A 26161-nucleotide genomic window follows, 5' to 3' on the forward strand; every position below is an offset into this window, starting at 1 on the left:
CGCAGACCGATACGCGCCAGGCGCAGACCAAGATGAAATTATTCACTGGCGTGAACGGGGATTGCCTTGAACAAACTTGCTGTAGAGACTGACGGAAGCATAATACTTGACCGAAGGTTTTCGACCGATCGGATGCGGCAATTTCGCATCCACCCGGAATGCGCTTGTAGCTCAGTTGGATAGAGCAACTGCCTTCTAAGCAGTGGGTCGTGGGTTCGACTCCCGCCAAGCGCACCATCGGCATTTACGATCGCGCCGCAACCCACTACTCTTGCCGGGTGCTGACCCTCGAACAGCTTTCAGATTTATTTGCACAACATCGCGCCGCTGCCGCCGTGCGGGTGGCGGAATTCACGCTTGGCGGTCAGCCGTTCGCTTTCAATTCCCAATCCGCCATCATGGGGGTGGTGAATCTTTCCGCAGATTCCTGGTATCGCGAGAGCGTTTGTCTCACTGCGGACAGCGCCATCCAGCGCGGCAAACGGCTGGCGGCGGAGGGGGCGCAAATTGTGGATTTGGGCGCGGAATCCACGCTGGCGCACGCGGCGCGAGTCACGGCTGGCGGACAAAACTCCCAACTACTGCCGGTCATTCGAGAATTGCGCGCCGCGCAGATTTTGGTGTCGGTGGAAACCTATGAACCGACCGTGACGCGCGCTTGTCTCGAGGCCGGGGCCAATCTCCTCAATCTTACCGGCACCGAGCATGGCGATGAAATTTTCCATCTGGTGGCGGCTCACGAAGCGGCGGTGATCCTTTGTTACGTGCAGGGGCGTAACGTGCGTGAGGTGGGCGATTTTGATTTGCGAACCGATCCGATTCCGATGCTGCACGATTTTTTTGCGCGCCGCATCGAAGCCGCGCAACGCTGCGGCGTGAAACGCATCTTCATTGATCCGGGTCTGGGATTTTATTACCGCAATTTACAAGACAGTGCGGTGCGAATTCGACATCAGATGCGCGTGTTCCTCAACACGTTTCGCCTGCGGACCCTGGGTTTTCCGGTTTGTCAGGCGCTGCCACATGCCTTCGAATATTTTCGGGAAGAAGTGCGTTGCGCCGAGCCGTTCTTCGCCGTGCTGGCGGCGCTGGGCAAAACCGACCTGTTCCGCACGCACGAAGTGCCACGCATCAAAGCCGTGCTGGACACGCTCCAGGCTTACTGACGTTCGCACAGGAACACGCCTTCTTCGCCGGAGCGCGTGACCCATTGCGTCCGCACCCGCAGTCCGACCTTGGCCAAATGTTGTTGCGCCAATTCCGGCGTGTAGCGGTAGGAGAAAAACAGGCGCACTTTTGTGCCGCGCGGAAAGGGAATCGTTTCGCCGGCCACAGTGATGCGGCGCGCGCGGTGGAAATGAAAGTGCGCCACCACGCGTTGCAGTCCGGTAATCCCGCGTTCGATGCGGAATTTTATTTCACCATCCGTGCGGGCAACGCCCAGGTGCAGCAAGAAGGTCAACAACCATTCCCGAGTCAGTGGGTTGTCGTATTGAGGCAGAATCCGCCTCATGCCTTGCGCGTAATTCGCGCCGGGAGCGAGGTTGGCACTGAAGAGCAACCGATCCTGGCGCCGCACTAATTGGCTTAACCGCGGCAGAATTTTCTCCGGTTCAAAATTTGGGATCATGCCGAAGAAAGTAATCAGTCGCGCGGCGCGCGGCGCGGTCGGCGTCTCGAGAACCGCCGGCAAATCTCGGGCGACAGCGAGATCGCACACCAACGGAAACAAATTTTCCGGCGGCAGCACCGCTCGCGCCGTTTGGTGCGCCACCAGCACCATGGCCGTGCTGACATCCACCGGCGCGTAGCTGAGTTGCTTGCCGCGCGCGCGCAACCGTCGCAACAACCGCGTGTCCTTTTGTCCGCCACCGCAGCCCAAGCCGATCAAGTGAACCGCGCGCGACCGGATTTGATCCGCGACGGCGGCAAACGCGCGATTATAGGTCGCCGCGCAATCGGCATCATTCCGCGACGGCGAATAGACCTGGTGCAACGCGAGCCACTGATTGGTCTGCTGAACGGAATCGTAATGAAATTGATGATTGATGCGGCGGGTGCGCAGCGAGTGCCGCAGCGCACGCTGGATGTTTTCCGGCGTTTGACTGGAATGGATGGCGACGTTGACCACAGACAACATGAATCGGTCGTCGCAGATTTACCACGGGAAAGCAAGCCCGGGAATGAGCCGGGGCGCGTCAGAACTCGCGGAAGGTGATGCGCGCCTTGCCGAGATCGTACGGTGAGATTTCGACTTTGACCTTGTCCCCGACATTGATACGAATCCAATTTTTGCGCATTTTGCCGGAGATGTGCGCGAGGACTTCGTGACCGTTGGCGAGAGAGACACGGAACATGGTTCCCGGCAGAACCTGAGTGACCGTTCCCGTCAGTTCAATTGCTTCTTCTTTTGCCACAAGAACAATTTATTTACGGAAAGCGTAATGAAATCGGCGAAAATAATGCAATCGCTTTTCGGAAGTCGGCGGCTGCCGTGAAACTGCATCCGGGCGCGGCAATTTAACCGGCCGGCAGCATCACGGTTTGACGGGCTCGTCGCCCATCAGTTCAGCCAGCTTGGGTTCCATGATTTCCGCCCAAAGTTGATAGCCGTGCGGCGTTGGGTGAACCGCGTCGCGCATCATGTCCTTGGGAATCCGACCGTCGCGATCCAGGAAGATGTAACCGAAATCGAGGAAGTGAATCCATTCGCCATCATCCAATTTGTGCAATGCCTGATTCACCTCCAGCACCTTGGCGCGCTGCGGATTGAAATCTTCACGAAACGGAAAAATGCCGAGGAGCAGGATTTTGGTTTGCGGCAGCTTTTCGCGCAATTTGGCCACCACCGCCGTCACGCCTTCCAAAATCATCCGCGAGGTATTGCTCGCATCGGGCGCGTTGTTGACGCCAATCAGCACCACCGCAACCCGGGGATGCAACCCGTCGAGATTGCCGTGGTCCAGTCGCCAGAGCACATGCTGCGTGTGATCGCTGCCGATACCGAGATTCAGCGCGTTACGAGGCGCGTAGTATTTGGCCCAAACCTCCTTGCCGTTGCCTTCCCAGCCCTGCGTGATGGAGTCGCCCACGAAAATCAGTTGGGCCCGTCCGGCGTTCTCCTCAACGCGCTGATTCAATTCCGCAAAACGGTTCGTGGCCTTTTCCTCCGTGCGCGGCGCGGGAATGACGCAACGATTCGTGCTGCCGGATTCATCGGCGCGCGCGCTGACGAGATGGGCCAGGAGCGCCAAGGCGACGAAGAGTCGGGCGCGGCGAAAAAGTTTTCCGACGCGGATTGGGCTAAAAGCGATGGCGGTTTGCATAGGCAATTGCGGACGAGTTTGTAGCGGTTCTAACCGTCTCCAGGCAAGAAATCTTCGCGAAATCCTGATGCCTCCCAAGTTGACATCTTCCCAACGTATCCGGTTTTGCGCTTGCCCTATGAATAGCTTAGCTGGTGAGATGAGATACTTATGAGCAAAACCAAGTCTGCCGAGCGCCGTCTTGAAACGGCTTACCAACTCGCCCGCGAACGTTATGCTGGTCTGGGTGTGAACACCGACCAGGTGCTGCGCCAACTCGCCAAAGTGCCGGTGTCGTTGCATTGCTGGCAGGGCGACGATGTGGGTGGCTTCGAAAATTTTGGCGGCCCGCTGACCGGCGGCATCATGGCCACGGGTAATTATCCCGGCAAAGCGCGCACCCCGGATGAACTGCGCGCGGACGCCACCCAGGCGCTCACGCTGATTCCGGGCCGGCACCGTTTCAACCTGCACGCGTTCTACGGCGAATTCGGCGGCAAGAAGGTGGATCGCAACGAAATCGAGCCGCGCCATTTCCGCAACTGGATTGCGTGGGCCAAGTCGCTGGGCATCGGTTTGGATTTCAATCCCACCTGTTTCTCGCATCCGAAATCCGCCAGCGGTTTCACCCTCTCCCATCGCGACGCCGGCATCCGCCGGTTCTGGATCGAGCATTGCCAACGCAGCCGGGAAATCGGCGCCGCCATGGGCCGGGCGCTGGGCACGCCGACGGTGACCAACATCTGGGTGCCCGACGGCATGAAAGACACTCCGGCGGATCGGCGCGGTCCGCGCGAACGGTTGCGGGAATCGCTCGATACCGTGTTCAAAAAGAAACTGAACCCCAAGCACCATCTCGATGCCATCGAAGGCAAATTGTTCGGCATCGGCGCGGAAAGTTACACCGTGGGGATGCACGAGTTCTATCTCGGTTACGCGGTGCAACATCAAACGCTCGTTTGTTTGGACGCCGGGCACTATCACCCCACCGAGAACATGGCGGACAAAATTTCTTCCGTGCTCTGCTTCGTGCCGGAGATTTTGCTGCACGTCAGCCGCGGCGTGCGTTGGGACAGCGATCATGTGGTCACGCTTACCGATGAACTGAACGCCATCGCGCAGGAATTGGTGCGCGGCGATTACCTCGGCCGCACGCACCTTGGTCTCGATTTCTTCGATGCCAGCATCAACCGCCTCGCCGCCTGGGTCATCGGCACGCGCAACATGATTCGCGCGCTGTGTCTGGCAATGTTGGAGCCGCACGCCCGCTACAAACAGCTTGAACGCGCGGGCGATTACACGTCGCGTCTGGCGTTGATGGAGGAGGCGAAGACGTTGCCGTTCGGCGCGGTGTGGGATTATTATTGCCTGCAACAAAATGTTCCCGTTGGCGAAGCCTGGCTGGCCGAGGTGAAGAGTTATGAGAAAAATGTTTTGAGCCAACGCGCGTGAGGTGAGTTTTCAGATACGGCTGGAGCTGAACCGACCCACCGCGAAGTGGTGTCAGAAATTAGCCGGGCGTTGAGCGAAAAAGGCTATGGCAAACAAAGTTTATCTGGCAGTGGATTTGGGCGCGGAAAGCGGGCGCGTCATCGCGGGCGTTTGGAACGGTAAACGGTTGCGACTGGAGGAAGTCAACCGCTTCCCCAACGGCGGAGTGGTCCTGGCCGATTCACTGCGCTGGGATTTGCTGCGCCTCTGGGCGGAAATCCAGACCGGCCTCGCGCTGGCGCAGAAAAAATATGGGCGCCAGATCGTCTCCATCGGCGCGGATACCTGGGGCGTGGATTTTGTTTTGCTGAACCGACGAAACGAAATCCTCGGCCAGCCCTATCACTATCGCGACGCCCGGACGCGCGGCGCCTTAAAGCGCGCGTTCAAACAAGTGCCGCGCGCAGAAATTTTCGCGCAATCCGGACTGCAATTTCTGGAATTCAATTCGCTCTATCAATTGTTGGCCTGGCAGAGACACGCGCCCGAACTGCTCGACGCCGTGGAGACGCTGCTCTTCATTCCGGACTTTCTGCATTGGGCCATGTGCGACGTGAAACGCGCGGAGTTCACCATCGCTTCGACCTCCCAATTCGTGCATCCGCGCCGCCGCGACTGGTCTTTGCCGTTGCTCAAGAAATTTGGATTGCCGACCCATTTTCTGCCCAAAATCGTTCCTCCCGGAACGACGCTCGGTCGCGTCCGCAAATCGCTGGCGGCGGCAACCGGACTCACCGGTGTGAAAGTGGTGACGCCACCCTCGCACGATACGGCGTCTGCGGTGGCCGGCGTTCCCACCGCGCACACCGGCGCTGCCAACTGGGCCTATCTCAGTTCCGGCACGTGGTCGTTGTTGGGCGCGGAAGTGTCCGATCCAGTGCTGTCCCGGCGCGCGTTGGAACTGAACCTGACCAACGAAGGCGGCATTGATGGCACATATCGGTTGCTTAAAAACATCATGGGCCTTTGGCTGGTGCAACAATGTCGGCGCGCTTTTGCCGCCGCCGGAAAAAATTACGATTACGATCAACTCGCGAAACTCGCCGCCCGGGCGCGCCCGATGCGCTCGCTCGTGGACGCGAACGATCCGCGCTTTCTGAACCCGCCGCACATGCCGCGCGCCATTCAGGATTTCTGCCGGGAGACGCATCAACCCGTGCCGCAGCGCGTCGGCGAATTGGTGCGCTGCTGCTACGACAGCCTGGCGTTGAAATATCGAGACACCCTGGCCGCGCTCGAAGAACTTACGGCGACCCCCTGCGAAATCATCCACATCGTCGGTGGCGGTGCGCAAAGTGAATTGCTGAATCAACTTACCGCCGATGCGTGCCAGCGACCGGTTCTCGCCGGACCGGTTGAAGCGACCGCGCTGGGCAACCTGCTCACGCAAGTTCGCGCCGATGGCGAACTCGAATCGCTGGCCGAAATGCGCGCGGTCGTCCGCGCCTCCAGCCCCGTGAAACACTACGCGCCGCGCCCGACGGCATCGAATAATCTGAAGTTATGAATCCGGGTTTTTCAGCTTCGGATTTATGAGTTTTCGAGTTTGGCTGAAGCTGCGCCTTGTTGTCACCAGAGCTTGAGGTCGTCCGCGAGGGCGGCGGCGCTGCCTCGACTCCTCATCAACCATTCAGATGGATTTGGACGCGGGTTTCGTCGCGGTAACGGTTGGTTTGAGGATGGTTACGGTGGCGGCACGGTAAATTTTTCGTGCAGGCGATCGTGTAGCAAACGTTGATCTTCCTCCGTCAAATTCTGCAGATATTCCTGCACGAGGGCGTTGGCGCGAAAGTTTTGTGAGCGTTGGACTGCGGCGGCAAATTCAGTTTCATCCGACCAAAAGGCGGTGCCGGAGTCAAACATCGCCCACGGTTTGGGTCGCAGGTTACCGTCTTTCTTGCGATATTTCACCCCATCCACCAGGGACGATTTGCCGACGAAGCGCCAGGTGCGATCAAAGAACACGCGCTCGGCTCGAAATGCACTCTCCGCCTCCGTGTAGCGCACCCAAAGTGTGAACGACGCTGCAAACTGCCGCCGGCGTTTTTCGTAATCGCGAAACGTGCCCAGATCATTTTCCGGTTGGCGCGTGTTCCGGGTGGCCTTGATGGAAATTTCAATCGTGTTCGTGCCGCAGTGAATGGCCAGATCGGCCAAACGATTTTTTTCCTGGCCGGGCGCGGCGTCACCCGCATCAAAGTTTTCTCGCTGCAATTCGGGAATGCGTTGGAGCAAAATCTCTCGCAACGCGGCAATGCTCACATCTTCAAACTGCCGCCAGACCGTGGTGTAGCTGCCAACCACGACATTGGTACGCAACTGCTCGGTCAATTCGACGCTCAGGTTCGTGGTCAGCAGGTCCAGTTGCGCGATAACCGGCGCGACCCGCGGTTCCGCTGCCTGCCCCGCGCTGGCGCAAATTAAGAGCGTCAGTGCAAGCCACCGGACGGAGCTGGCGCGCTGCAGTTTCACGGCGGCGGTTGGGGTTGCGTTTCGAGCAACGGCACAGCGGCCAGATTTTTATGAGCCGGAGCGCCACCCAAATCGGCGAGGCGTTCGCCCGCTGGTCGCACCCGCGATTGGAAACTCGCGGCGGCTTTATTGTAAGCGGCATTGGCCTTTTCCAACCCGTCGCGGATGGAGTCGAAGTGATCGGTGAAGGTGACCACGCGCGCGTAAAATTCCTGCGCGGCAACGGCGATTTTCTGGGCGTTCTCGGTTTGCGCGTGTTGCTGCCAGCTTACGCTGACGGAACGTAAGAGCGCGATCAACGACGCCGGGGTGGCCAGCAGAATGTGTTTGCGCGCGGCTTCCACGATCAAATCGCGGTCGCCCTCCAGTGCGGCGCTGAACAACGATTCGGCTGGAACAAACAACACGACGTGATCCAACGCGTTGGGGAATTGCCGTGGATAATCCCGTTCGGCCAGCGCTTTGATGGTCGCCTTGAGTTTGGCCGCGTGGGCGGCCAGGGCCTCGGCGCGTTTGGCGGTATCCGCCGCCTCCAACGCACTCAAGAAATCCAGTTCCGGCACTTTGGCGTCCACGATGATGAGCCGGTCGCCGGGCAGCTTCACGATCATGTCCGGCTTCTTGTCGTCGGACTGCGTCTGTTCCGTGAAGTCACAGTGCGCGCTCATGCCGGCGGCCTCCACGACGCGGCGCAACGTCTCTTCGCCCCAGCGCCCGCGCGCCTGGTTCGACTTCAGCACGGAACGAAACTGCGCCGTTTCGGCGGCGAGTGATTGGCTGGATTGCGCGAGTGATTCGAGTTGTTTCTTCACCTCGCCCAACGTGGCGGCCTGCGTGGTTTCACTCTGCTGCAAGCGTTTTTGATACGTGTCCAATTGTTGTTTGAGCGGCTCGACCAACACCTTGATGGATTCCTGGCGCTTGTCCAAATCGCCCTTGGCCGCTTCCTGAAATTTGCCGAACGACTGCTCGGCCAGTCGCAGGAATTCCGGCGCCGTTTGCTTCAACGCATCGGCGCTCAACGCCTTGAACGCCTCGCGCAAATCCGTCAGCGCCTTGGCCTGCGCTTCCTTGGCGTCGGCCAACGCGCGTTCGTGCAACGTTTTTTGTTCGGCCAACAACTTTTCCGCGCTCGCCTGATTCGCCTGCGCCGTCGCCAGTGTGGTTTTGATGGTGACGACTTCACTGCGGAGCGAGGTCAATTCGGCCTCGCGCTGCTGCAATTGCTGGCGCAATTCATTTTCCAGCGCGGCGTTGGTGGGAGCGACCGGCGGTTTGCCGCGCGTCATGAGATAACCGATCAGCCAGCCGAGACCGCCGCCGAGGAGAAAGGCGATTGCGAGTTGTGCGCCGAGGGACATGGGTCAGTTAAATTGGTCTTGAGTTGCGCGAAAGCCAAAAGGCTTGGTGGGCGCGTTAGCGTCTTGGAGTGCGGTGGCCCTCCACCGCTTTTCCCCCGCATGATTGGCGACGTAAAGCGGCAGAGGGCTGCCGCAGTCCAAGACCTGACGGAAAATTGAACGTCCCACGAAAAGATGTCCTGCTTTCTTCATTTTAACGCAATTTTCCAAACAATCTCTTCTCATCATCCGCCAGTTTTTCGCGCTCGGACTTCCTCATGTTTACGCTTCCGGGTTTCCGATTTACGAGCTTAACGCGAAGCCTGCGTGAATCGTAATTCGTAAATCAAGAATTCAAAAGTGCGCGACCACTTCGATTTCCACGTTCGCGCCCTTGGGTAAAGCCGCCACCTGCACTGTCGAGCGCGCGGGAAAATCCTGGGTGAAATACTTCGCATAGACTTCATTCATCGCGGCGAAGTCCGCCAAGTTGGTCATGAACACGGTGGATTTTACCACGTTGACGAGTGTCAGCCCCTGATCTTCGAGAATGGCCTTTACGTTTTCCAAAACGCGTTCGGTTTGTGCCTGAATGTCGCCGGTCACGAGGGTGCCGTCGGCGGGGCGAATCGGGATTTGTCCCGCGCAGAACAGCAGATCGCCGACGCGCACGGCGTGGTTGTATGGACCAACGGCCGCCGGCGACTTGGTGGGTTTGATGATTTGTTTGGTAGCCATAATTACGGAAAGCAATGAAACGGCTACGGTGAACTTGAGGCAAGGTTAAACCGCACGAAGCCGAAAACGCGGGCGCGTCTTGATGAATGGTAGCGGCGGGCACGGATGCCTGCCGCCACGCGAATTTGGAAACTGCGGCTTCACCCGCTTCACCACACGGAGACGACCTGCGCCTTCTGTTTGCGCCCGGCGATTTCCAGCGTCGGTTTGTCGCCCTGTTTCTTTTCCATGAGTTGCGCGCCCAACGGCGATTGCGGGGTGATGACCAGAATCTCCTTTTTATCGTGCGTCACTTCCGTGCCCCCGGCGCGCGGGCCGATGAAATAAAACGACGTTTCGCCGTCGGCCTGCAGTTCCACCAGCGCCCCGATGCCGATGCCTTCACCCGCCGCGAACTTCCGTGCCTCCAGCTTTTCAAATTCCGCAATGGCGGTTTCCAGTTCCGCCGCCTGCTTGGACTGGCCGCGCGCCAGATAGGAAGCTTCCAATCCGCGCGTGTCGTATTTGTTGTCGGCCTTGCTTTGCTCGTGCGTGGCCTCGGCGCGCGAATTTTGCGCGGCGCGAAAATAAATTCCCAGCTCCTCAGTGAGACGAGCGATAATTTTTTGGATCAGGGCGCGTTTGTTCATGGAACAATTCTTACGACGGTGAGCATGGTTGTTTTGCAATTCGCGCGGCGGGAAAATCAACGTGGCTGGAGAACCTCTTCCTTGGAAATTCCTTTGGCTGCGGCCACGGCGCGCAAGATGGCGTTGAGCGTGCCGAGGCGAAGCGGAGCGTGGTCGGGAACTGACAGTCGATGGTGACGCGGCGACTCCGTTTGCAGAATGACATGACTGCCTTCTTGATTGACCTGCTGATAACCGTGGTGTTTGCAGAGCAGCTTGATCAAATCAGCGCCGCTCAGGTCGCGAGGCAGTTTCATGCCACGGCCAGAAGTTCATCCCGCACCAGATGCAACCGCACGGTGGCGGGCTTGGGTTGATCGAAAAAGAATGCGGCGACCGCTTCCCGGACGTTGGTGCGCAATTCCTCCCAAGTGTTGCCCTGGGTGAAAATATCGTGCGACAGACATTCGGCCACATAACCGCCATCGCCTTCCTGCGTGATGTTGAAGACAATTTCCATGCTGGGAGTATCGTCGGAGTACCGCACAAAACAAGTTCACAAATACTTCGCCAAAATCGGTTTCAGCGCCGCGATGGTTGGTCTTGGCCACAGTTTGCGCTCCGTCATGATGGCCCCCTGCAAAGCCGTATGGCAGGACCAGTTTGGCTGAGTCGGAATTTGTGGAATGGTTCGGGCGATGATGGCTTTGGCGGTGGCGGCATTTTTGGCGACGTTGGCCACGACCATTTCCACCGTGACATGCGCCTCGTCCACCTTCCAGCAATCGTAATCGGTGATCATCGCCAGCGTGGCATAAGCGATCTCGGCTTCGCGCGCGCACTTGGCTTCGCCCAGGGCGGTCATGCCAATGACGTCGTAGCCGAGTTTGCGATTCGTCAGGGATTCGGCGCGCGTGCTGAAGGCCGGACCTTCCATGTTCACGTAAGTGCCGCCGTCGTGAACCCGGGCTTTGATCTTCCGAGCCGAGGACAGCAATAGTTTGCGCAAGTCCGCGGAAATGGGCTCCGCAAACGCCACGTGACCGACGAGGCCGCGCCCGAAGAAGGTGTGTTCGGCAGAGCGCTTGGTGCGATCGAGAAATTGGTCAATCAACACCACGTCGCACGGCCGGTATTGGGGTTGGAGTGAACCGACGGCGCTGACGCCGATGATCCAGGCGGCCCCGAGTTTTTTCAGCGCCCAGATGTTGGCGCGATGATTCAGTTCACTGGGCAGAATCCGGTGACCCCGCGCGTGCCGCGGCAGAAACACCACTTCACGGCCCGCCAAACGGCCGGTGAGGAAAGCGTCGGAGGGCGGCCCAAACGGAGTTTTTATCCGCACCCACTTCTGGTGGGTAAAACCTTCGAGGTCGTAAAGTCCGCTGCCGCCGATGATGCCAATCCGAGGTTGCGCCATGTGAATGATTTAACTGCTCAAAATCTGAAAGACACGCAAAAAGCATCCGGACCATGCTCGTTCGCACGGGAGCCTGGTGCGTCTGATGAAATCAACACACGGTAAATGTTCCGATCATTGGTTTTGGCTGGTCGTTTGGTGCGCCGCTGGAGAAACAAAAAACCCCGCGCCGACGGCAGCGCGGGGTTGGTAAAGAGAGAGGCGCTTTACAGCGGATGCGTGGTCACATTCGTCAGCACCCGATAATCGTTTGGACCGCCCGCAGCGCCCGGGGTCCAGTTGCGACTGGCCGGATCCTTGAGCGTAATAATTTCCGCGTGTCCATCGGCATAATTGATGCCGTAGCCGAAGCCGTGATTGCGGGAGGGCAAATCCGCAAAGTACGCACTGCCCATATCCACGAGGAACATGGCGTCGTTGATACTGGCTTGGTCTTCGTCCAGAACTACCCACGTTTGCGTGGGCTTACGAATCTCGCTCTCTTTGCGATAGACCGGGGCGCGGACACTTTGTGGGCCATTCGGAGTAGTCACCACCCAAGCTGGAGATACGCCAGCGTTTCTCCCGTTCAAATACGAGTTCATGGAAACGCTGCGCAAGATGGGCTTGTTCTTATACGCCGCCGGAACTCCCGCCGCGTTGGCAATGCGATGGTCCGCCGGACAATGATAAAGTTGAAGCGATTTGATGTACGGCCAGAGCAGTCCCCGTTCAATCCCGGTGGGGTCGGAGCCACCGTAAACATAGGCCCCTGGCAGCCCTCCCGTTTCCGCGTTCCCGCCACACCATGAACCGGTGAAGCCGCCATAAGTGGGATAAGCGGAAACCAGACGGCCGGCATTATCGTCGGTGTATAAATGCCAGGCTAAAGTGAACTGTTTTAAGTTACTGACACAGTTGATGCGTTGCGCCTTCTCTTTGGCCTTGGCCAGCGCGGGCAGCAACATAGCCGCAAGAATCGCGATGATCGCGATGACCACCAGCAATTCAATCAGCGTGAAGGCCCGGCGGCGCACATTCAGTTGGTTGACGGAGCGATTCATGGTTTCTCGTTTTTAATCTGTGTCCAGCTTCCCTGCTAAAATCCGCGCGATTGGCTCGGACGTCAAGTCATGCCCGAAACATAATTATGTAAAAATGTAGCCAAACCCGGCTTAGATGCGACGCAAATTTTAAGAAATTACGTCTAACGGCAGGTTGGCCGCGGCCTACCCGCAACGGTTCATTTCTCCGGTGGTTACAACGGCTTGCGCAAACGCGAGAGGAAACCGATGTCCTGGCCCATCAAGTCGGTCCGCCGCTGCCGGGCCAACAGCGCGCCGTAGATTTGCACGTCGCGCATGAACATTTCGAGCCGGGTTTTGAAGCTGTCGCTGACGATCTGGCCATTTACCACGTGTTGCCGGTCCGCGAAGGAAATCCCGTAAGGCAGCGTCCAGGCGTAACATTGCCGGGCCACGGTGCGTAAATGGTCGGTGACGGTGAGGCCTTTTTCCGGCGAGGCCACCATGGTGGCGAACAGCTTGCCGGTGAATTCGCGCCAGAAATAATCGAGGAAGTTTTTCAACGCGCTGCTGATGCTCCCGTGATAATCCGGTGTGCCCAGCACGTACGCGTCCGCCACATCCACGCGCGCTTTCAGGGCGGCGAAGCCCGGTTGCTTGTCGGCGGTTTCGACGTTGAAGAGCGGCAACGCCTCCTTGCTCAAATCGAGCAGGTCCACTTCGCAACCTTTTTCGTACAACTCCGCCGCGACGTAGGAAACGACGACGCGGGTGATCGAGGTGGCGTGCGTGCTGCCCACCACAGCCATGACCCTTAATTTTTGTTCAGGCATTTCTGGCATGTTCTTGCGCGAAAATTGTGTGATTTCGAATGGTTCACCGACTTTGCCAACTGTGCGCTGCCGGTTGGAACCCGATTCCGATCCCGATGAGCGCCATTACACCCGTGGAGCTAAGCCAGATTTGTCCCAAACATCAAGCCGGATCGCATCGGCGCCGTTTTAAGCGAAGTCCGCAGGTCGAGTCCGTCATGGCGTTTAACCGCTGTGCCGGCGCTGGTGCGCGATTGCTTCGTCTCGACCTGAATGCGATTCTTGACGGTCGGTTACGAATTGCTACCCTCTCCGACCTGTTGAATCGCAGAAATCCACACGGCTTTCTCCAGTTCTCAGCGAGAATTCAAACTACTTTATGAATGTTACGGTAGAAAATCTAGCTCCCTGTAAAAAGCTCGTGCGGATCGAGTTGGACGTGCAGGCGGTTGACGCCGCCTTTGCCGCGATGGAGAAAAACTTCCAAAAGGAAGCGCAACTTCCCGGCTTTCGCCCCGGCAAGGCGCCCGTCCCCATGGTCGTGCGCAAGTACGAAACCGAGATCAAGGACGAGGTCAAACGCAAGCTCATCAACGAGGCGTACCGGGACGCACTCAAGGAAAAGAATATTGATGTGCTGGGCTATCCCGACATCGAGGAAATTCAATTCGGGCGCGGCCAAAGCTTGTTGTTCGCCGCCACCATCGAAACGCCGCCGGAATTTCAACTGCCGGAATACAAAGGCCTGCCGGTCAAGCGGGAGGCGAAGGAAGTTTCCGATGCGGATGTGGTGAAGGCTCTGGACCTGTTGCGGGAACAGCGGGCGGATTTTGTAAAAGTGGAACGTGCGCTGGCCAGCGGCGACATTGCGGTGGTGAATTACACGGCGACCTGCGACGGTCAGCCGCTCACGGCGATCGCGCCCAGCGCCAAGGGGTTGACCGAGCAAACCGGTTTTTGGGTGGAGATGAAGGCGGGTTCGTTCCTGCCCGGTTTCAGTGAACAATTGCTGGAGGCCAAGGCGGGCGATAAGCGCACCGTGACGGTGGATTTTCCGGCTGATTTCAGCACCAAGGAACTGGTTGGACACAAAGGCATTTACAAAGTGGAAGTGGTGGAAGTGCGCGAGAAGACGTTGCCCGTGCTGGATGACGCGTTTGCCAAATTATATGACGCGGAGAATCTCGAGAAGCTGCGCGAGGGCGTGCGCAAGGATTTGGAGAACGAGTTGAAGCATAAGCTGCAGCGCGATGTGCGCGGCCAGCTCGTCAAGGCGCTGCTGGACAAGGTGAACTTTGATCTGCCGGAGGGCGCGGTCGCCAATGAAACGCGCAACGTGGTTTACAATCTGGTGCGGGAGAACGCGCAGCGCGGAGTGCCGCGCGACCTGATTGAAAAGGAAAAAGACGCGATTTACAACGTCGCCAACCAGAACGCCAAAGAACGGGTGAAGTTCGCCTTCCTCGTGCAAAAAATCGCCGAGCAGGAAGCGATCAAGGTTTCGCAGGAGGAAGTGGCGCGTCGCGTGCAAACGCTGGCCGCGATGTATCAAATACCGCCGGACAAATTTGTTCAGGACCTGCAGAAGCGCAACGGCTTGATTGAGATTTACGATCAGCTTGCCAGCGAAAGGGTCATGGAGTTTTTAGAGCAGCACGCCACCATCGAAACTGTTCCCGCCAAGGCATAAGTTCGGCATGTTGCGGCGCGTTAACAAAGCGGCAGCGGCAACCGGCGACGGTCGGACCTTTGCCATCGTGGCCTCACGTTACAATCCGCGCTACGTGGACGGTCTGCTGAACGCGGCCGTGCGCGAACTTAAAAAGTCGGGTGGAAAACCGCGCGTGATCCGGGTGCCTGGGGCGTTTGAAATTCCCGTGGTCGCCGCGCGTCTGGCGGCGTTGAGCCGCCGGCCGGCCGCCATCATCTGTCTTGGAGTCATTCTGCGGGGTGAAACCACTCATGCGCAGCACATTGGCGAAGCGGTGAGCCAGGCGCTGATGCAAATTCAAATCACCCAGCAACTGCCGGTGATCCACGAAGTTCTGCTCCTGGAAAATCGGCAACAGGCCGAAGCACGTTGCCTCGATCCCCAACGCAACCGCGGGGTTGAAGCCGCCCGCACCGCCATGGAAATGGCGCGAGTGTTGGCGGAACTTTAATCCGAATAAAATTTCCCGAAACCCGTCTGAATTGGCGTGTGCGGGCAACGAAAACAGCCGCGCGGGAATGAGTTACCTGCACGCTTGCTAAAATTAAACCGCGCGGGCATTCTCTCCTCGATATGAAAAGTGTGATTGGCATTGTGGTTTTGCTGGCCATCTGCATCGGCTTGGCGGTTGTTTTGTTCTCGAACAAAAAGCAGGCTGAAGAGCAGCACATCAAGGACGTGGACACCATTTTGAATCATTCCAATCAATGGGTGCGGACCAGCCGGGATCTGGAGGAGCAACGCCAGGTGAATCTCATGCTGACCAACGACCTGGGCGCCGCGCGGTCCGAGTACAGTCAACTGACCAATCGCTACACTGAAGTGGTGAGCAATCTGGGTAAAGTGGAAGCCACCTTGAAGGCCACCCAAACCGCCGTGGCGGAACGCGATCAAAAAATTGCCGCCTTGGAAACGCAGAATCGTGAGCTGGACGAGAAGGCGATTGATCTCAGCGCCGCCTTGACCAATCTCACGGTGCAAATCGCGGAAACGCAACGCAAGCTGGACGCGTCTGAAGGAGACAAAGCTTTTTTGGAACAGGAACTCAAGCGGTTGATGGCGGAGAAGGCCGAGCTGGAGCGGCAGTTCAATGATCTGGCCGTGCTGCGTGCGCAGGTTTCCAAACTCAAGGAAGAACTCTCGATCGCACGGCGGCTAGAGTGGATCCGCAAAGGCTTGTTTGCCACCGAAGGACAGAAGGGCGCGCAACAGTTAAAAAATATGCACAATCCGCCCGCGACGCCGGCCACCAACGGCTACGACCTGAACGTGGAAGTCAGTTCGGATGGCTCGGTCAAGGTCATTCCTAGCTTGACGAACGCGCCCGCGTCGAATCCCTAACGCCATCGTGGCACGATGGTGATCGCGCGGCTCCGATCGAATTTGCTCCGGCAACTGACCAATTGGCGAAGCCTTTTTCGCCGTTTCGCTGGCGGAGTTGTGGTGGACGAAGAAGCGCTCGCGCCGGTTCTCCTTGCCATTCGGCGTTTTCAATGTTTTCTGAAGGCATGAAATTCAGTTGGGTTGCCGCTTGGCTCGGGTTGTTTATGGGGACCGTTTCAGCGCAGGAACAATGGGTGTATTTTGGCACGTACACCGGTGGTGGAAGTGAAGGCATCTACGTTGCGCGGTTCGATCCAGCCACGGGACAATTAACTCCGCCAAAGCTCGCGGCCAAAATCAAAAATCCCAGTTATCTGGCAGTGCATCCTTCGGAAAAATTTCTCTACGCCGTCAGTGAAGTGGGCGACGCGCAGGGGCAAGCGGCGGGGGCGCTGGCGGCTTATGCCCTCAATCGCAAGACTGGTGCGCTAACGTTGTTGAACGAACAATTATCCGGCGGCACTTATCCCTGCCACATTTCCGTGGCGGCGCAAGGTCGGTGCGCTTTGGTGGCCAATTACGGTTCGGGCAGCTTTGCCGCTTTTCCAATCCAACCGGATGGAAGTTTGGCGGCGGCGGGCACGACGATTCAGCATCATGGCGCCAGCGTCAATCCGCATCGCCAAGCCGGACCTCACGCGCATTTCATCACCGCGGACCCGGGTAATCGGTTCGTACTCGCCTGCGATCTGGGCTTGGATCAGATTGCGGTTTATCGCCTAGAAGCGGAGCGCGCGCAACTGACCGCCAACACGCCGTCCGGAGTATCCGTCGCGCCCGGAGCCGGGGTGCGCCATCTGGTTTGTCATCCGAATGGCCGTTGGGTTTATGCCATCAACGAAATGGGATTAACGGTGACGGTGTTGGATTACGATGCCATTGCCGGAACGCTGACGGTGCGACAGACGTTATCCACGGTTGCGGCGGATTATCCGAAGAGTGAAAAAGATTCCGGTGCGGGCATTGCGCTGCATCCGAATGGGAAATTTCTCTACGTCTCGAATCGCGGCCCCAACGACATTGCGAGGTTTGCCATCCAACCCACCACGGGAGCACTGACGCCCCGGCAACGGGTTTCCACCCAGGGCAAAACGCCCCGGCACTTCGCCATTGATCCGACCGGCCAATGGTTGCTCGCGGAAAATCAAGACTCCGCCACGGTGATCGTTTTTGCGCTGGATGCCCCAAGCGGCGAAATCAAATCCAGCGTACAGACGGTCAGGATCACCGCGCCCATTTGCGCGGTTTTTGTGGCCGCGGAAAACTGACGCGCGGCTTGCAAACTTGCGTTCACGATGGCGGATGCTAAACTGCGCTCCCGATGAGCTCACTTTCGCAGGAGACGATTCTCAACACACTCAAAACCATCAAATATCCGGGCTATTCGCGCGACATCGTATCGTTCGGGCTGGTAAAAAACATCGCCATCAATGGCGGCAACATCGCGGTCACCCTGCAACTGACCTCCAACAACGCGGAAGCCGCTCAACAGATTCAAACCGAATGTGAAAAGGCGTTGCAGCAAATGCCCGGCGTGGAGATGGCGCACGTGGAAGTGAATCAACGCGCCGCTTCAGGCGGTAGTGCGGCCTCGAGTGCCGGCCACGGCTCGACGCCGTGGGCGAATCAAAATCGCGTTCCCGGCATCAAGCACATTGTCGCCGTGGCCAGCGGCAAGGGCGGCGTCGGCAAATCCACCACCTCCGCCAACCTGGCGTGCGGTCTGCACCATCTCGGCGTCAAGGTGGGGTTATTGGACTGCGATATTTACGGGCCGAGCATCCCGCTGATGATGGGGACGAAAGAGCGTCCGGGTTTGAGTGAGAGCGAGAAGATGATTCCTCCGGTCAGCCACGGCGTGCGGCTGATGAGCATGGGTTTCTTGATTCAAGACGACCAGCCCGTCATCTGGCGTGGGCCGATGATTCAGCGCACCATTCAACAGTTCATTACCGTGACCGAATGGGGCGAACTGGATGTCTTGCTGGTGGATTTACCGCCGGGCACCGGCGATGCGCAACTCACGCTTTGCCAGACCGTGCCGCTCGATGGCGGCGTCATCGTCACCACGCCACAAGAAGCCTCGTTGGGAGTGGTGCGCAAGGGCATTGGTATGTTTGCCAAAGTGAATGTGCCGCTGCTTGGAATCGTGGAAAACATGAGTTACTTCACCGCGCCCGGCGGGGAGCGGATTGAGATTTTCGGTCACGGCGGCGGCCAGAAAGAGGCGGAGCGATTGGGCATCCCGTTCCTTGGCGAGGTGCCGATTTTTACGGAAATTCGTGAAGGTGGCGACAAGGGCGTGCCCGTGGTGGTTTCCGCTCCCGACCAACCGGCGGGCGCGGCGTTTTTGCATATTGCCCAAAGTCTTTGGAACAAATTGAAATGATCGGTTAAGACGACGTCGCATCAGCCATTACGCTCAAGGCGGCATCGGTTAACGCGATAAGTTTCTGATTGTCAACGGGTGCGTTCCAACGTAACGTCCCCTCGAAAGCCATCGTGCGAATGATTTGCGTATGACGGACAACTCGAAAGAACCAACCACGAGCGACCTGTTGAAAAACTCCTCGCTGTATCGCGAGTTCCAGGCGGAGCGCGAGGAAATCCTGAAGCACAAATGGATCGAATCCGAGAAAGCTGGATACGATATCGGCTTCGAACGCGCGCTGACGGATTGGATCGTGAAGCACCGTTCCAAATGGCGCAAGGCGCGTCAAATGCAACAAAACCCAACCGCCGCCACGCCTCGTTAATCCAGCCCAATCCAACCCGCTCCTTTAAGGGGTCACTGCGAGGACCTCAAGGCGCCAAATGAACCAAACCAACTTTCCTTCCCAGCCCGCGCGCGAATCAACGTGGCTTGGCGCCTCCGCGGAGTGTCCCACCGCGCCATGGCCCGCATTACTTGCGGCTGGCTTCGCGCGGTGGCCCATCGCTGGCCTTTGGATTGAAAGTCCCACCCTGGAGTTCGGTCGCCGGAATTTCTCTGGCGCAGGCCCGGCGGAAAGCCGATGTTTGAGCCATGTCTGAGTCGCATCTGCTTCTAAATGCCGCCGGCATCCAACGCTCGTTGACGCGCCTGGCGCACGAGATTGTCGAGCGCAACGAAACCACCAGTGAGGTTGTGTTGATCGGGATTCAACGCGGCGGAATAGCGGTGGCCAAACGCCTGGGGCAGCTTTTATCCGAGATCACCAAACAGACCATCCCCGTGGGCACGCTGGACGTCAGTCTGCATCGGGACGATCTGGACCGGCGCCCGGCCCCGAAGATTTATCCCACCGACATCCCTTTTGACATCGCGGGGAAAACCGTGGTGTTGGTGGATGACGTTTTGTTCAGTGGCCGCACCATCCGCGCGGCCATGGACACGTTGAACGATTTCGGTCGCCCGCAACGGATTCAACTGGCCGTGCTGGTGGATCGCGGGCATCGGGAGTTGCCCATCAAGGCGGATTTCGTCGGCAAAAATCAACCCACCTCACTCGACGAGAAAGTTCTGGTGCGCTTTGGTTCACCGGACCTGGCTGATGAGGTTATTCTGCGGCGCTCATGAGTTGGAATCGCAAACATCTGCTTGATATCGAATCACTCGACGTCGAGGACTTGAACCTCGTGCTCGACACCGCCACGGCGCTCAAAGCGATCGGCGCCCGCCCCATCAAAAAGGTGCCCGCGTTACGCGGCAAAACCGTGGTCAATCTGTTCGTCGAGCCGTCCACGCGCACGCGCATCAGCTTCGAGCTGGCGGAACAACGGCTCTCCGCGGACATCGTTAATTTCACCGCTGAAGCCTCTTCGTTGCGCAAAGGCGAAACGCTGAAAGATACCGCGCGCACCTTGGAGGCGTTGAACGCGGATTTCATCGTCATTCGCCACAGCGCCGCCGGTGCGCCGCACTTTCTGGCGCGGGTTTTGAACACGCACGTTATTAACGCCGGCGACGGCGCGCATGCGCATCCCACACAAGCGTTGCTGGACGCCTTCACCATTCGCGAACACAAGGGCAGGATTGCCGGTCTGAACGTCACTATTCTGGGCGATATTTTGTTCAGCCGGGTGGCGCGGTCCAACATTTGGGCGCTGACCAAACTGGGCGCCAAGGTGACGTTGTGCGGCCCCTCCACGCTCGTGCCGCGCACCTTCGAGGCGATGGGTTGCCGCGTGACGCATGACGTGGATGAAGCCTTGAAGGAAGCGGATATCATCCATCTGTTGCGCATCCAACACGAGCGCCAGCGCAAGACGATGTTTCCGAGCATTGGCGAATATACCGCCCTGTTCGGCTTGAGCCGGGCGCGGTTCGAGCGCACCAAACCTGACGCGCTGATCATGCACCCCGGACCGATCAATCGCGGGGTGGAAATTGACAATGAACTGGCGGATTGCAAACGCTCGTTGGTGCTGGATCAGGTCACCAATGGACTGGCCGTGCGCATGGCGGTGCTCTACCTGATCAACGGGGGTCAGGGACCGCAGGAGCTTGCGGCGAGTTAACCGTGGCGTCCGTAGCGCGGGTGGTTACTGGCGCCATTCATCGGACTCCAGCCATTGCCAATTGCGCTGGCGGTAGAATTTCATGGCGGGAAAACCAAACCTTTTTCATACTAAGCCATCATGATGTCCATGACGGGCTATGGGCGCGGCGAATGCGCCCGCGACGGCTTCAATGTCACTGTCGAACTCAGTTCCGTAAACCGCAAGCAGGCCGAAGTTTCGGTCAATTTGCCGCGCGAACTGGAGTTGCTGGAGACGCGCGTCCGCGAAACCATTTTGGCGGCCGTCTCCCGCGGTCGCGTCGTGGCACGCCTGTCAGTTCATGCCGCTGAAGGCCGCTCGTCGGTCCGCCTGCGATTGAACATTCCGCTGGCCAAAATGTACGCGCAAGAACTCGATAAACTGGCCGCGGAACTCAAGCTGGCCCACGGCGTGACGTTGGAGCAAATCATTCGCGCGCCGGGCGTGTTTCAAACCGATGAGGAACTGGTTGGACATGAAGACCTCTGGCCATCCGTCAAGCGCGCCTTGCAGATCGCGCTGAAAGCACTGCTGCAGATGCGTCAGCGCGAAGGCGCGCACCTCGCGAAAGAGCTGGTCGCCCGCATCAACCTGATGCAAAAAAGCGTCGCCCGGGTAACAGCGCAAGCGCCCAGGGCGGCGGAGCGATATCGGCGGCAACTCATCAAGCGCATCAAGGCCGCCGGTTTGCCGTTGCTCAAAACCGATGATGAGCGGCTGTTGAAAGAAGTGGCATTTTTTGCGGATCGCTCGGATATCTCCGAGGAATTGAGCCGGTTGCAAAGTCATTTCCAGCAATTTACGACCTGCGTTGCCGGCGCCGAGCCCGTCGGGCGAACGCTGGATTTTTTGGCGCAGGAAATGAATCGGGAAATCAACACGTTGGGGGCGAAAGCCAATGATGCTTTAATCTCGCGCGAAGTGGTCATCTTGAAAGCTGAGCTGGAGCGGTTTCGCGAGCAAGCCATGAACATCGAATAATCAGACGCATTGTGAGCAGCGCGGAACCACAACCCACTTCACCGTCAGTGCCACTGCTCGTGGTGATTTCCGCGCCCTCCGGCGCGGGCAAGACGACCTTGTGCAACCAACTGCTGGCCACGCGACCCGACATGGTGCGGGCGATCACCTGCACCACGCGCGAACCGCGTCCGGGCGAAAAAGACGGTGTAGATTACTACTTCCTTGATGCGACTTCGTTTCTCAAGCGGGTGCAAGCCGGGAATTTTCTCGAACACGCCACGGTGTACGGACAAAGCTACGGCACCTTGAAAGCTGAAGTGCTGGGCAAACTGCGCACCGGCAAGGACGTGTTGCTGAACATTGACGTTCAAGGCGCGGCGGCCGTGCGCAAGTGTGCCGAGGAGGAAGTGGAATTGAAGCGCGCTCTCGTCACCGTTTTTCTGACGCCAGCCACCTTGACCGTTCTCGAAACCCGGTTGAAAAAACGCGGGACGGATACGGCCGCGGACATTAAAAAGCGCCTGGGCGTGGCACGCCAGGAAATCGCCCAGTGGAAAAATTTTGATTACCTGATCGTCAGCCAGAGCGTAGCCACGGATTTGCGCCACATGCAGGCGATCATTGCGGCGGAAAAGATGCGTTCGACGCGATCCGTCGCCCCGGAATTTTCATTGCCAAATTGATTCTGGATTTGCCGACGGCGCGCGGGAGGGCAAATTGCAGATGGCGGAACCGCCCAATCAACCAGGATTATAAGTATGAGCAAACAGATTGTCCTCGGAGTCACCGGCTCCATTGCCGCCCATAAGGCCGCCGACCTGACCAGTCAGTTGACCAAAGCGGGACACCACGTCCATGTGGTGTTGACTGCGGATGCGCAGCGTTTCATCACGCCCCTGCCATTCCAGGTGCTGTCGCGCAATCCGGTGATCACCAGTCTCTATGACGAGGAAGACGGCTGGCGCCCGACGCACATTCGTCTGGCTGATGAAGCGGATTTGCTGCTGCTCGCGCCGGCGACCGCGAATGTGATCGCCAAGCTCGCTCACGGTCTGGCGGACGATGCGTTGACCTGCATCGCCCTGGCGCTGCCGCCGGCGGTGAAAGTGCTGATTGCGCCCGCCATGAATGGCAAGATGTGGTTGCACCCGGCCACGCAGGAAAACGTCAGTCGCTTAAAAGCGCGCGGCGTGGAATTCATCGGTCCAGCCGAGGGCCTGTTGTCTTGTGGTTATGAAGGCATTGGTCGGCTGTGGCCGGTCGAGGAAATCGCGCAGCGCGTCAACGCGCGGCTCGCTTGAGCGCGATCGGATGATCCCGTTATGAATCCGAGCCGGTGGCAATGGTGGCGGCAAATCGCGGCGGCGCTCAGCCAGGCGACCGCCAAGCCGATGGCGCAATCCGAGCACGAGGTCGCCCGCCAGCGAAATATTTTCCTGCCCATCCGCCTGATCGTGGCGTTGATTGTCTTTTATCAATTCTATTACTCGGCCACGCCTTGGATGATTGAAGTCGTCAACACCTACGACGTGGTGTTTGAAACGATCCAAAACCTCATCCTGGCTTACACCGTCACCATTCTGGTCGTGACCGTTTTCTTTTTGGTCGTGCGCCGCTTCCCCACCGGTTTGGTGCAATGGATCATCTTTTTCCTGGGTTTGGCTGATGGCCTGTTCCTGGGCGGATTGACCATTGTCACGGGTGGCTTTGAAAGCAATCTGTATTGGGTTTACCCGGCGCTGATCATCGTCAACGCGGCCTCCATTCCGCTGGCGGCACCGCAGATCGTGCTCAATCTGACGTTGGGAATTTTCTTTCTGATGGCGGGCATTGTGGAACGAGATTCCCAGCGCGAACTCGTGTTGGGCACCATTCCGATCCGCTCGCAGCGCGTTACGGCCGGTGAAATTGACGACCCTTTTGCGCTGGCGCGTTGGCTGGAAACGACGCCCGCGCCGTTCCGCCGCATCTTTTGGGACAACCTCGCTCCCGAAGTGCGCTCCAATCTCGTCAACGCGAGCGCGAACCAACTTTCGGAAGCGGACTTGCGATCCCTGCTGGCTCCCGAAGTGCGGAGCATGTTGCCTTGGCGGCAAAATCTGGCGGCGCTGGTGGCCTCGTCTTCCGAGAGCGAACCCGCCGGCAGCCATTACGTGTTACAAGTTGCCGTGCTGGTGTTGCTCGCTTTCTGCTGTTACGGCGTGCAGGTGTTGGCAGCCGGTCAACGGCGCGCCGTGGACGAGCGAAATGAATTTACCGCGCGCACGGAGCAACTTCGCTCCACCGGTCGGCTGGCGGCCGAGGTGGCGCATCAGATCAAAAATCCCCTGACGGTGATCAATAATGTCACTTTCTCACTGCAAAAAAACCTGGCGGCGACGCACCCGGAAAGCCTGCCTTCCATCGAGATCATCCGCGAAGAAGTGAGCAAGGCGGATCGCATCATCACGCAGGTCATGGGCTACGCGCAATTGACCGAAGGCCGGGTGGAGAAGCTGGATTTGATTCAGGAGCTTAACCGGGCGGTGGCCGAAACCTTCCCGCCCAGCGCGCCCGCCGCCGCGCAAGTGCAAGGTGATTTTCACGGACCGTTCCCGCCGTTGCTGATGCAGCGCCAGCATTTCGCGGATGCGGTGGGCAACCTGTTGCAGAACGCGCGGGATGCCGTTTCCGCCACGGGGAAAATCCAACTCCAGGCGCGCTTGCTGGAGAACAACGCCATCGAAATTTCCGTACAGGATGACGGGCCGGGCATTCCGCCGGATCGGCAGGAACGCATTTTTGAAGCCTACTACACGACCAAGGAACGCGGCAGCGGTCTGGGGCTGGCCATTGCCAAACGGAACATCGAACTGTACGGCGGTACGGTGCGCGTCGAATCCGAACTTGGAAATGGCGCCAAATTTATCCTAACTTTCCCGGCGCGAACTTTGTTGCCGTCGCTGTCATGAGTGCGCCATTGCCACCATTGCTCGTCGTGGATGACGAGAAAAACATGCGCCTTTCCCTGCAAACCTTGCTCGGGGACGAAGGCTACATGGTCTTGGCGGTGGAATCCGCCGAAGCCGGTCTCGAACTGCTGGCCAAGGAGTCGGTGTTCATGGTCATCACTGACGCGCGCCTGGGCGGCATGAGCGGTTACGATTTCCTCTACAAAATTCGCGCGCGCTGGCCGGACCTGCCAATTTTGATGATCACCGCCTACGCCACGCCCAAGCTGGCGGTGGAGGTCATCAAAGCCGGCGCCATGGATTATCTGGCCAAACCATTCGCGCCCGAGGAATTGTTGCACTCGGTGGCGCGTTGCGCGGAGCGGCACCGGTTGTTGCAGGCCAACGCGCAATTGCTCGCGCGCGCCAACGCGACTTATCAACTGGATCAAATCGTCGGCGACTCGCCCAAAATGAAGGAGTTGCGTCAACTCATTCAAACGGTGGCCCCGACTGATGCCCGCGCGCTCATTCTTGGCGAGAGCGGCACCGGCAAGGAACTGGTGGCGGGCGCGCTGCACAGTCTGAGCTTGCGGCAACGCGCGCCTTACATCCGCATCAACTGCGCGGCGATTCCCGAAACCCTGCTCGAGAGTGAATTATTCGGGCACGAGCGCGGCGCCTTCACCGGCGCGTTGAAACAGAAACACGGGCGCGTGGAGGAGGCCGATGGCGGCACGATTTTTCTGGACGAGATCGCCGACATGGGCCGGCCCCTGCAAGCCAAGCTGCTGCGTTTTCTGGAGGATGGCACCTTCACCCGCCTGGGCAGCAGTCGGGAGTTGCGCGTGGACGTCCGCCTGCTGGCCGCCACCAATCGCGATATCGTCAAGGCCATCGAGGCGGGCGATTTTCGTGAAGACCTGTTTCACCGCTTGAACGTCATTCAATTTCATCTGCCACCGTTGCGCGAACGAGACGGCGACGTGCGGATGCTGGCCGAACATTTTCTGCGCCGCTTCGCCAACGCGATGAATAAAAATGTCAAACGTCTCTCACGCGGCGCGCAGCAGAAATTACTGGCGCATCGTTGGCCCGGCAATGTGCGTGAGCTGCGCAACGTCATCGAGCGCGCGTTGATTTTGGAAAAGTCACCGGAAATCACCGCGGAGAGTCTGCCCGATTTTGAATTGGAAACCCGGCTGACCCGCCCCGCGACGCCGACGGTGACGGGGGATCGTTCGCTGGACGAGTTGGTGGCCGATTTCGAGCGCGAATTGATCAACACCACTTTGACCAGCAACGCGCATAATCTGACCAAATCGGCGGACAAGCTGCAAATCAGCCGCCACGCCCTGCGCTATCGCATGCAACGGCTCAATTTGCTGTCCGGCGACGAGGAGACTGGCAAAAATCCAGCCGATGCCTGAAACTCAACCAGCTCATGTTTCACAGTTTTTTGC

The 26161-nt window shown here is 58.5% G+C and carries 27 protein-coding genes, 1 tRNA gene and 1 pseudogene; 17 read left to right on the forward strand and 12 right to left on the reverse strand.

The genetic code is table 11. The features are described 5' to 3' along the window. Positions 1-160: 160 nt before the first annotated feature. Together M9920_07295 and M9920_07300 are read left to right on the forward strand one after the other, a co-directional pair. Positions 161-237 (forward strand) — tRNA-Arg (locus M9920_07295). Beyond that, entirely contained in the window at positions 210-1166 is a 957-nt protein-coding gene (locus M9920_07300) for a dihydropteroate synthase (GenBank protein ID MCO5052092.1), read from the forward strand. The genes M9920_07295 and M9920_07300 overlap by 28 nt, the downstream gene beginning before the upstream one ends. Here the strand turns inward: M9920_07300 and M9920_07305 are convergent. From M9920_07305 to M9920_07315, 3 genes are all read right to left on the reverse strand, one after another. Beyond that, positions 1160-2140: an L-histidine N(alpha)-methyltransferase gene (locus M9920_07305; protein ID MCO5052093.1), complete on the reverse strand. Its 981-nt coding sequence runs from the start codon at positions 2138-2140 to the stop codon at positions 1160-1162. The two genes, M9920_07300 and M9920_07305, sit on opposite strands and share 7 nt — an antisense overlap. A 58-nt stretch (positions 2141-2198) precedes the next feature. Further along, positions 2199-2417 (reverse strand): translation initiation factor IF-1, encoded by a 219-nt coding sequence (gene infA, locus M9920_07310; GenBank protein MCO5052094.1) that lies wholly within the window; start codon positions 2415-2417, stop codon positions 2199-2201. 120 nt (positions 2418-2537) lie between these two features. Further along, complete coding sequence (locus M9920_07315; protein ID MCO5052095.1) at positions 2538-3326, reverse strand: GDSL-type esterase/lipase family protein; 789 nt, start codon at positions 3324-3326, stop codon at positions 2538-2540. Between the two features lie 150 nt (positions 3327-3476). Here M9920_07315 and M9920_07320 point away from each other — a divergent pair, with 150 nt between their 5' ends. Both M9920_07320 and M9920_07325 read left to right on the forward strand, forming a co-directional pair. Further along, positions 3477-4757 carry an L-rhamnose isomerase gene (locus tag M9920_07320; GenBank protein ID MCO5052096.1) on the forward strand — a complete coding sequence of 427 codons (1281 nt, stop codon included), beginning with the start codon at positions 3477-3479 and terminating at the stop codon, positions 4755-4757. 85 nt (positions 4758-4842) lie between these two features. Further along, entirely contained in the window at positions 4843-6303 is a 1461-nt protein-coding gene (locus tag M9920_07325) for a rhamnulokinase (GenBank protein MCO5052097.1), read from the forward strand. A 176-nt stretch (positions 6304-6479) separates the two neighbouring features. Here the strand turns inward: M9920_07325 and M9920_07330 are convergent, their stop codons facing one another. The 9 genes and pseudogenes from M9920_07330 to M9920_07370 all read right to left on the reverse strand — a co-directional run bounded on the left by M9920_07330 (position 6480) and on the right by M9920_07370 (position 13211). Continuing rightward, a complete protein-coding gene (locus M9920_07330; protein MCO5052098.1) occupies positions 6480-7268 on the reverse strand; it encodes a hypothetical protein in 789 nt (262 codons plus the stop codon). Further along, positions 7265-8629: a DNA recombination protein RmuC gene (gene rmuC / locus M9920_07335; protein ID MCO5052099.1), complete on the reverse strand. Its 1365-nt coding sequence runs from the start codon at positions 8627-8629 to the stop codon at positions 7265-7267. The genes M9920_07330 and rmuC overlap by 4 nt, the downstream gene beginning before the upstream one ends. A gap of 333 nt (positions 8630-8962) precedes the next feature. Then, complete coding sequence (locus M9920_07340; GenBank protein ID MCO5052100.1) at positions 8963-9346, reverse strand: RidA family protein; 384 nt, start codon at positions 9344-9346, stop codon at positions 8963-8965. A gap of 149 nt (positions 9347-9495) precedes the next feature. After that, a complete protein-coding gene (locus tag M9920_07345) occupies positions 9496-9975 on the reverse strand; it encodes a GreA/GreB family elongation factor (protein MCO5052101.1) in 480 nt (159 codons plus the stop codon). Positions 9976-10031: 56 nt separating this feature from the next. Next, positions 10032-10271: a type II toxin-antitoxin system HicA family toxin gene (locus tag M9920_07350; protein ID MCO5052102.1), complete on the reverse strand. Its 240-nt coding sequence runs from the start codon at positions 10269-10271 to the stop codon at positions 10032-10034. Beyond that, entirely contained in the window at positions 10268-10474 is a 207-nt protein-coding gene (locus tag M9920_07355; GenBank protein ID MCO5052103.1) for a 2-phospho-L-lactate guanylyltransferase, read from the reverse strand. Before M9920_07355 ends, M9920_07350 begins: the two co-directional genes overlap by 4 nt. Before the next feature lie 36 nt (positions 10475-10510). Next, complete coding sequence (gene mtnP, locus M9920_07360) at positions 10511-11374, reverse strand: S-methyl-5'-thioadenosine phosphorylase (GenBank protein MCO5052104.1); 864 nt, start codon at positions 11372-11374, stop codon at positions 10511-10513. 932 nt (positions 11375-12306) lie between these two features. Then, positions 12307-12396, reverse strand: a pseudogene (locus tag M9920_07365) (prepilin-type N-terminal cleavage/methylation domain-containing protein). A 215-nt stretch (positions 12397-12611) separates the two neighbouring features. Further along, positions 12612-13211 carry an NAD(P)H-dependent oxidoreductase gene (locus M9920_07370; protein MCO5052105.1) on the reverse strand — a complete coding sequence of 200 codons (600 nt, stop codon included), beginning with the start codon at positions 13209-13211 and terminating at the stop codon, positions 12612-12614. 358 nt (positions 13212-13569) lie between these two features. Here M9920_07370 and tig point away from each other — a divergent pair, with 358 nt between their 5' ends. The 13 genes from tig (at position 13570) to M9920_07435 (ending at position 26128) form a co-directional block, all read left to right on the forward strand. After that, on the forward strand, positions 13570-14880 hold the full coding sequence (gene tig / locus M9920_07375; protein ID MCO5052106.1) for a trigger factor: 1311 nt from the start codon (positions 13570-13572) through the stop codon (positions 14878-14880). A gap of 7 nt (positions 14881-14887) precedes the next feature. Continuing rightward, positions 14888-15352 carry a 6,7-dimethyl-8-ribityllumazine synthase gene (ribH, locus tag M9920_07380; protein ID MCO5052107.1) on the forward strand — a complete coding sequence of 155 codons (465 nt, stop codon included), beginning with the start codon at positions 14888-14890 and terminating at the stop codon, positions 15350-15352. A gap of 122 nt (positions 15353-15474) precedes the next feature. Next, positions 15475-16242 (forward strand): hypothetical protein, encoded by a 768-nt coding sequence (locus M9920_07385; protein ID MCO5052108.1) that lies wholly within the window; start codon positions 15475-15477, stop codon positions 16240-16242. 206 nt (positions 16243-16448) lie between these two features. Further along, positions 16449-17552: a lactonase family protein gene (locus tag M9920_07390; protein MCO5052109.1), complete on the forward strand. Its 1104-nt coding sequence runs from the start codon at positions 16449-16451 to the stop codon at positions 17550-17552. A 53-nt stretch (positions 17553-17605) separates the two neighbouring features. Next, positions 17606-18673 carry an Mrp/NBP35 family ATP-binding protein gene (locus M9920_07395; protein ID MCO5052110.1) on the forward strand — a complete coding sequence of 356 codons (1068 nt, stop codon included), beginning with the start codon at positions 17606-17608 and terminating at the stop codon, positions 18671-18673. Positions 18674-18803: 130 nt separating this feature from the next. Beyond that, positions 18804-19040, forward strand: a complete 237-nt coding sequence (locus M9920_07400) for a DUF4032 domain-containing protein (protein MCO5052111.1) — start codon at positions 18804-18806, stop codon at positions 19038-19040. Positions 19041-19309: 269 nt separating this feature from the next. Further along, positions 19310-19843 carry a bifunctional pyr operon transcriptional regulator/uracil phosphoribosyltransferase PyrR gene (gene pyrR, locus M9920_07405; protein MCO5052112.1) on the forward strand — a complete coding sequence of 178 codons (534 nt, stop codon included), beginning with the start codon at positions 19310-19312 and terminating at the stop codon, positions 19841-19843. Beyond that, complete coding sequence (locus M9920_07410; protein ID MCO5052113.1) at positions 19840-20784, forward strand: aspartate carbamoyltransferase catalytic subunit; 945 nt, start codon at positions 19840-19842, stop codon at positions 20782-20784. The genes pyrR and M9920_07410 overlap by 4 nt, the downstream gene beginning before the upstream one ends. A 120-nt stretch (positions 20785-20904) precedes the next feature. Further along, positions 20905-21786 carry a YicC family protein gene (locus M9920_07415; GenBank protein MCO5052114.1) on the forward strand — a complete coding sequence of 294 codons (882 nt, stop codon included), beginning with the start codon at positions 20905-20907 and terminating at the stop codon, positions 21784-21786. A gap of 11 nt (positions 21787-21797) precedes the next feature. Beyond that, the gene (gene gmk, locus M9920_07420; protein MCO5052115.1) at positions 21798-22451 is read left to right on the forward strand and encodes a guanylate kinase; all 654 of its coding nucleotides are present in this window, start codon (positions 21798-21800) and stop codon (positions 22449-22451) included. A 75-nt stretch (positions 22452-22526) separates the two neighbouring features. Beyond that, positions 22527-23069, forward strand: a complete 543-nt coding sequence (locus M9920_07425; GenBank protein MCO5052116.1) for a phosphopantothenoylcysteine decarboxylase — start codon at positions 22527-22529, stop codon at positions 23067-23069. A gap of 21 nt (positions 23070-23090) precedes the next feature. After that, a complete protein-coding gene (locus M9920_07430) occupies positions 23091-24719 on the forward strand; it encodes an ATP-binding protein (protein ID MCO5052117.1) in 1629 nt (542 codons plus the stop codon). Then, positions 24716-26128, forward strand: coding sequence for a sigma-54 dependent transcriptional regulator (locus tag M9920_07435; protein MCO5052118.1), 1413 nt, complete (start codon positions 24716-24718; stop codon positions 26126-26128). The genes M9920_07430 and M9920_07435 overlap by 4 nt, the downstream gene beginning before the upstream one ends. Positions 26129-26161 lie beyond the last annotated feature (33 nt).

This window comes from Verrucomicrobiia bacterium (assembly GCA_023953615.1).
Classification (GTDB): domain Bacteria; phylum Verrucomicrobiota; class Verrucomicrobiia; order Limisphaerales; family JADLHS01; genus JADLHS01.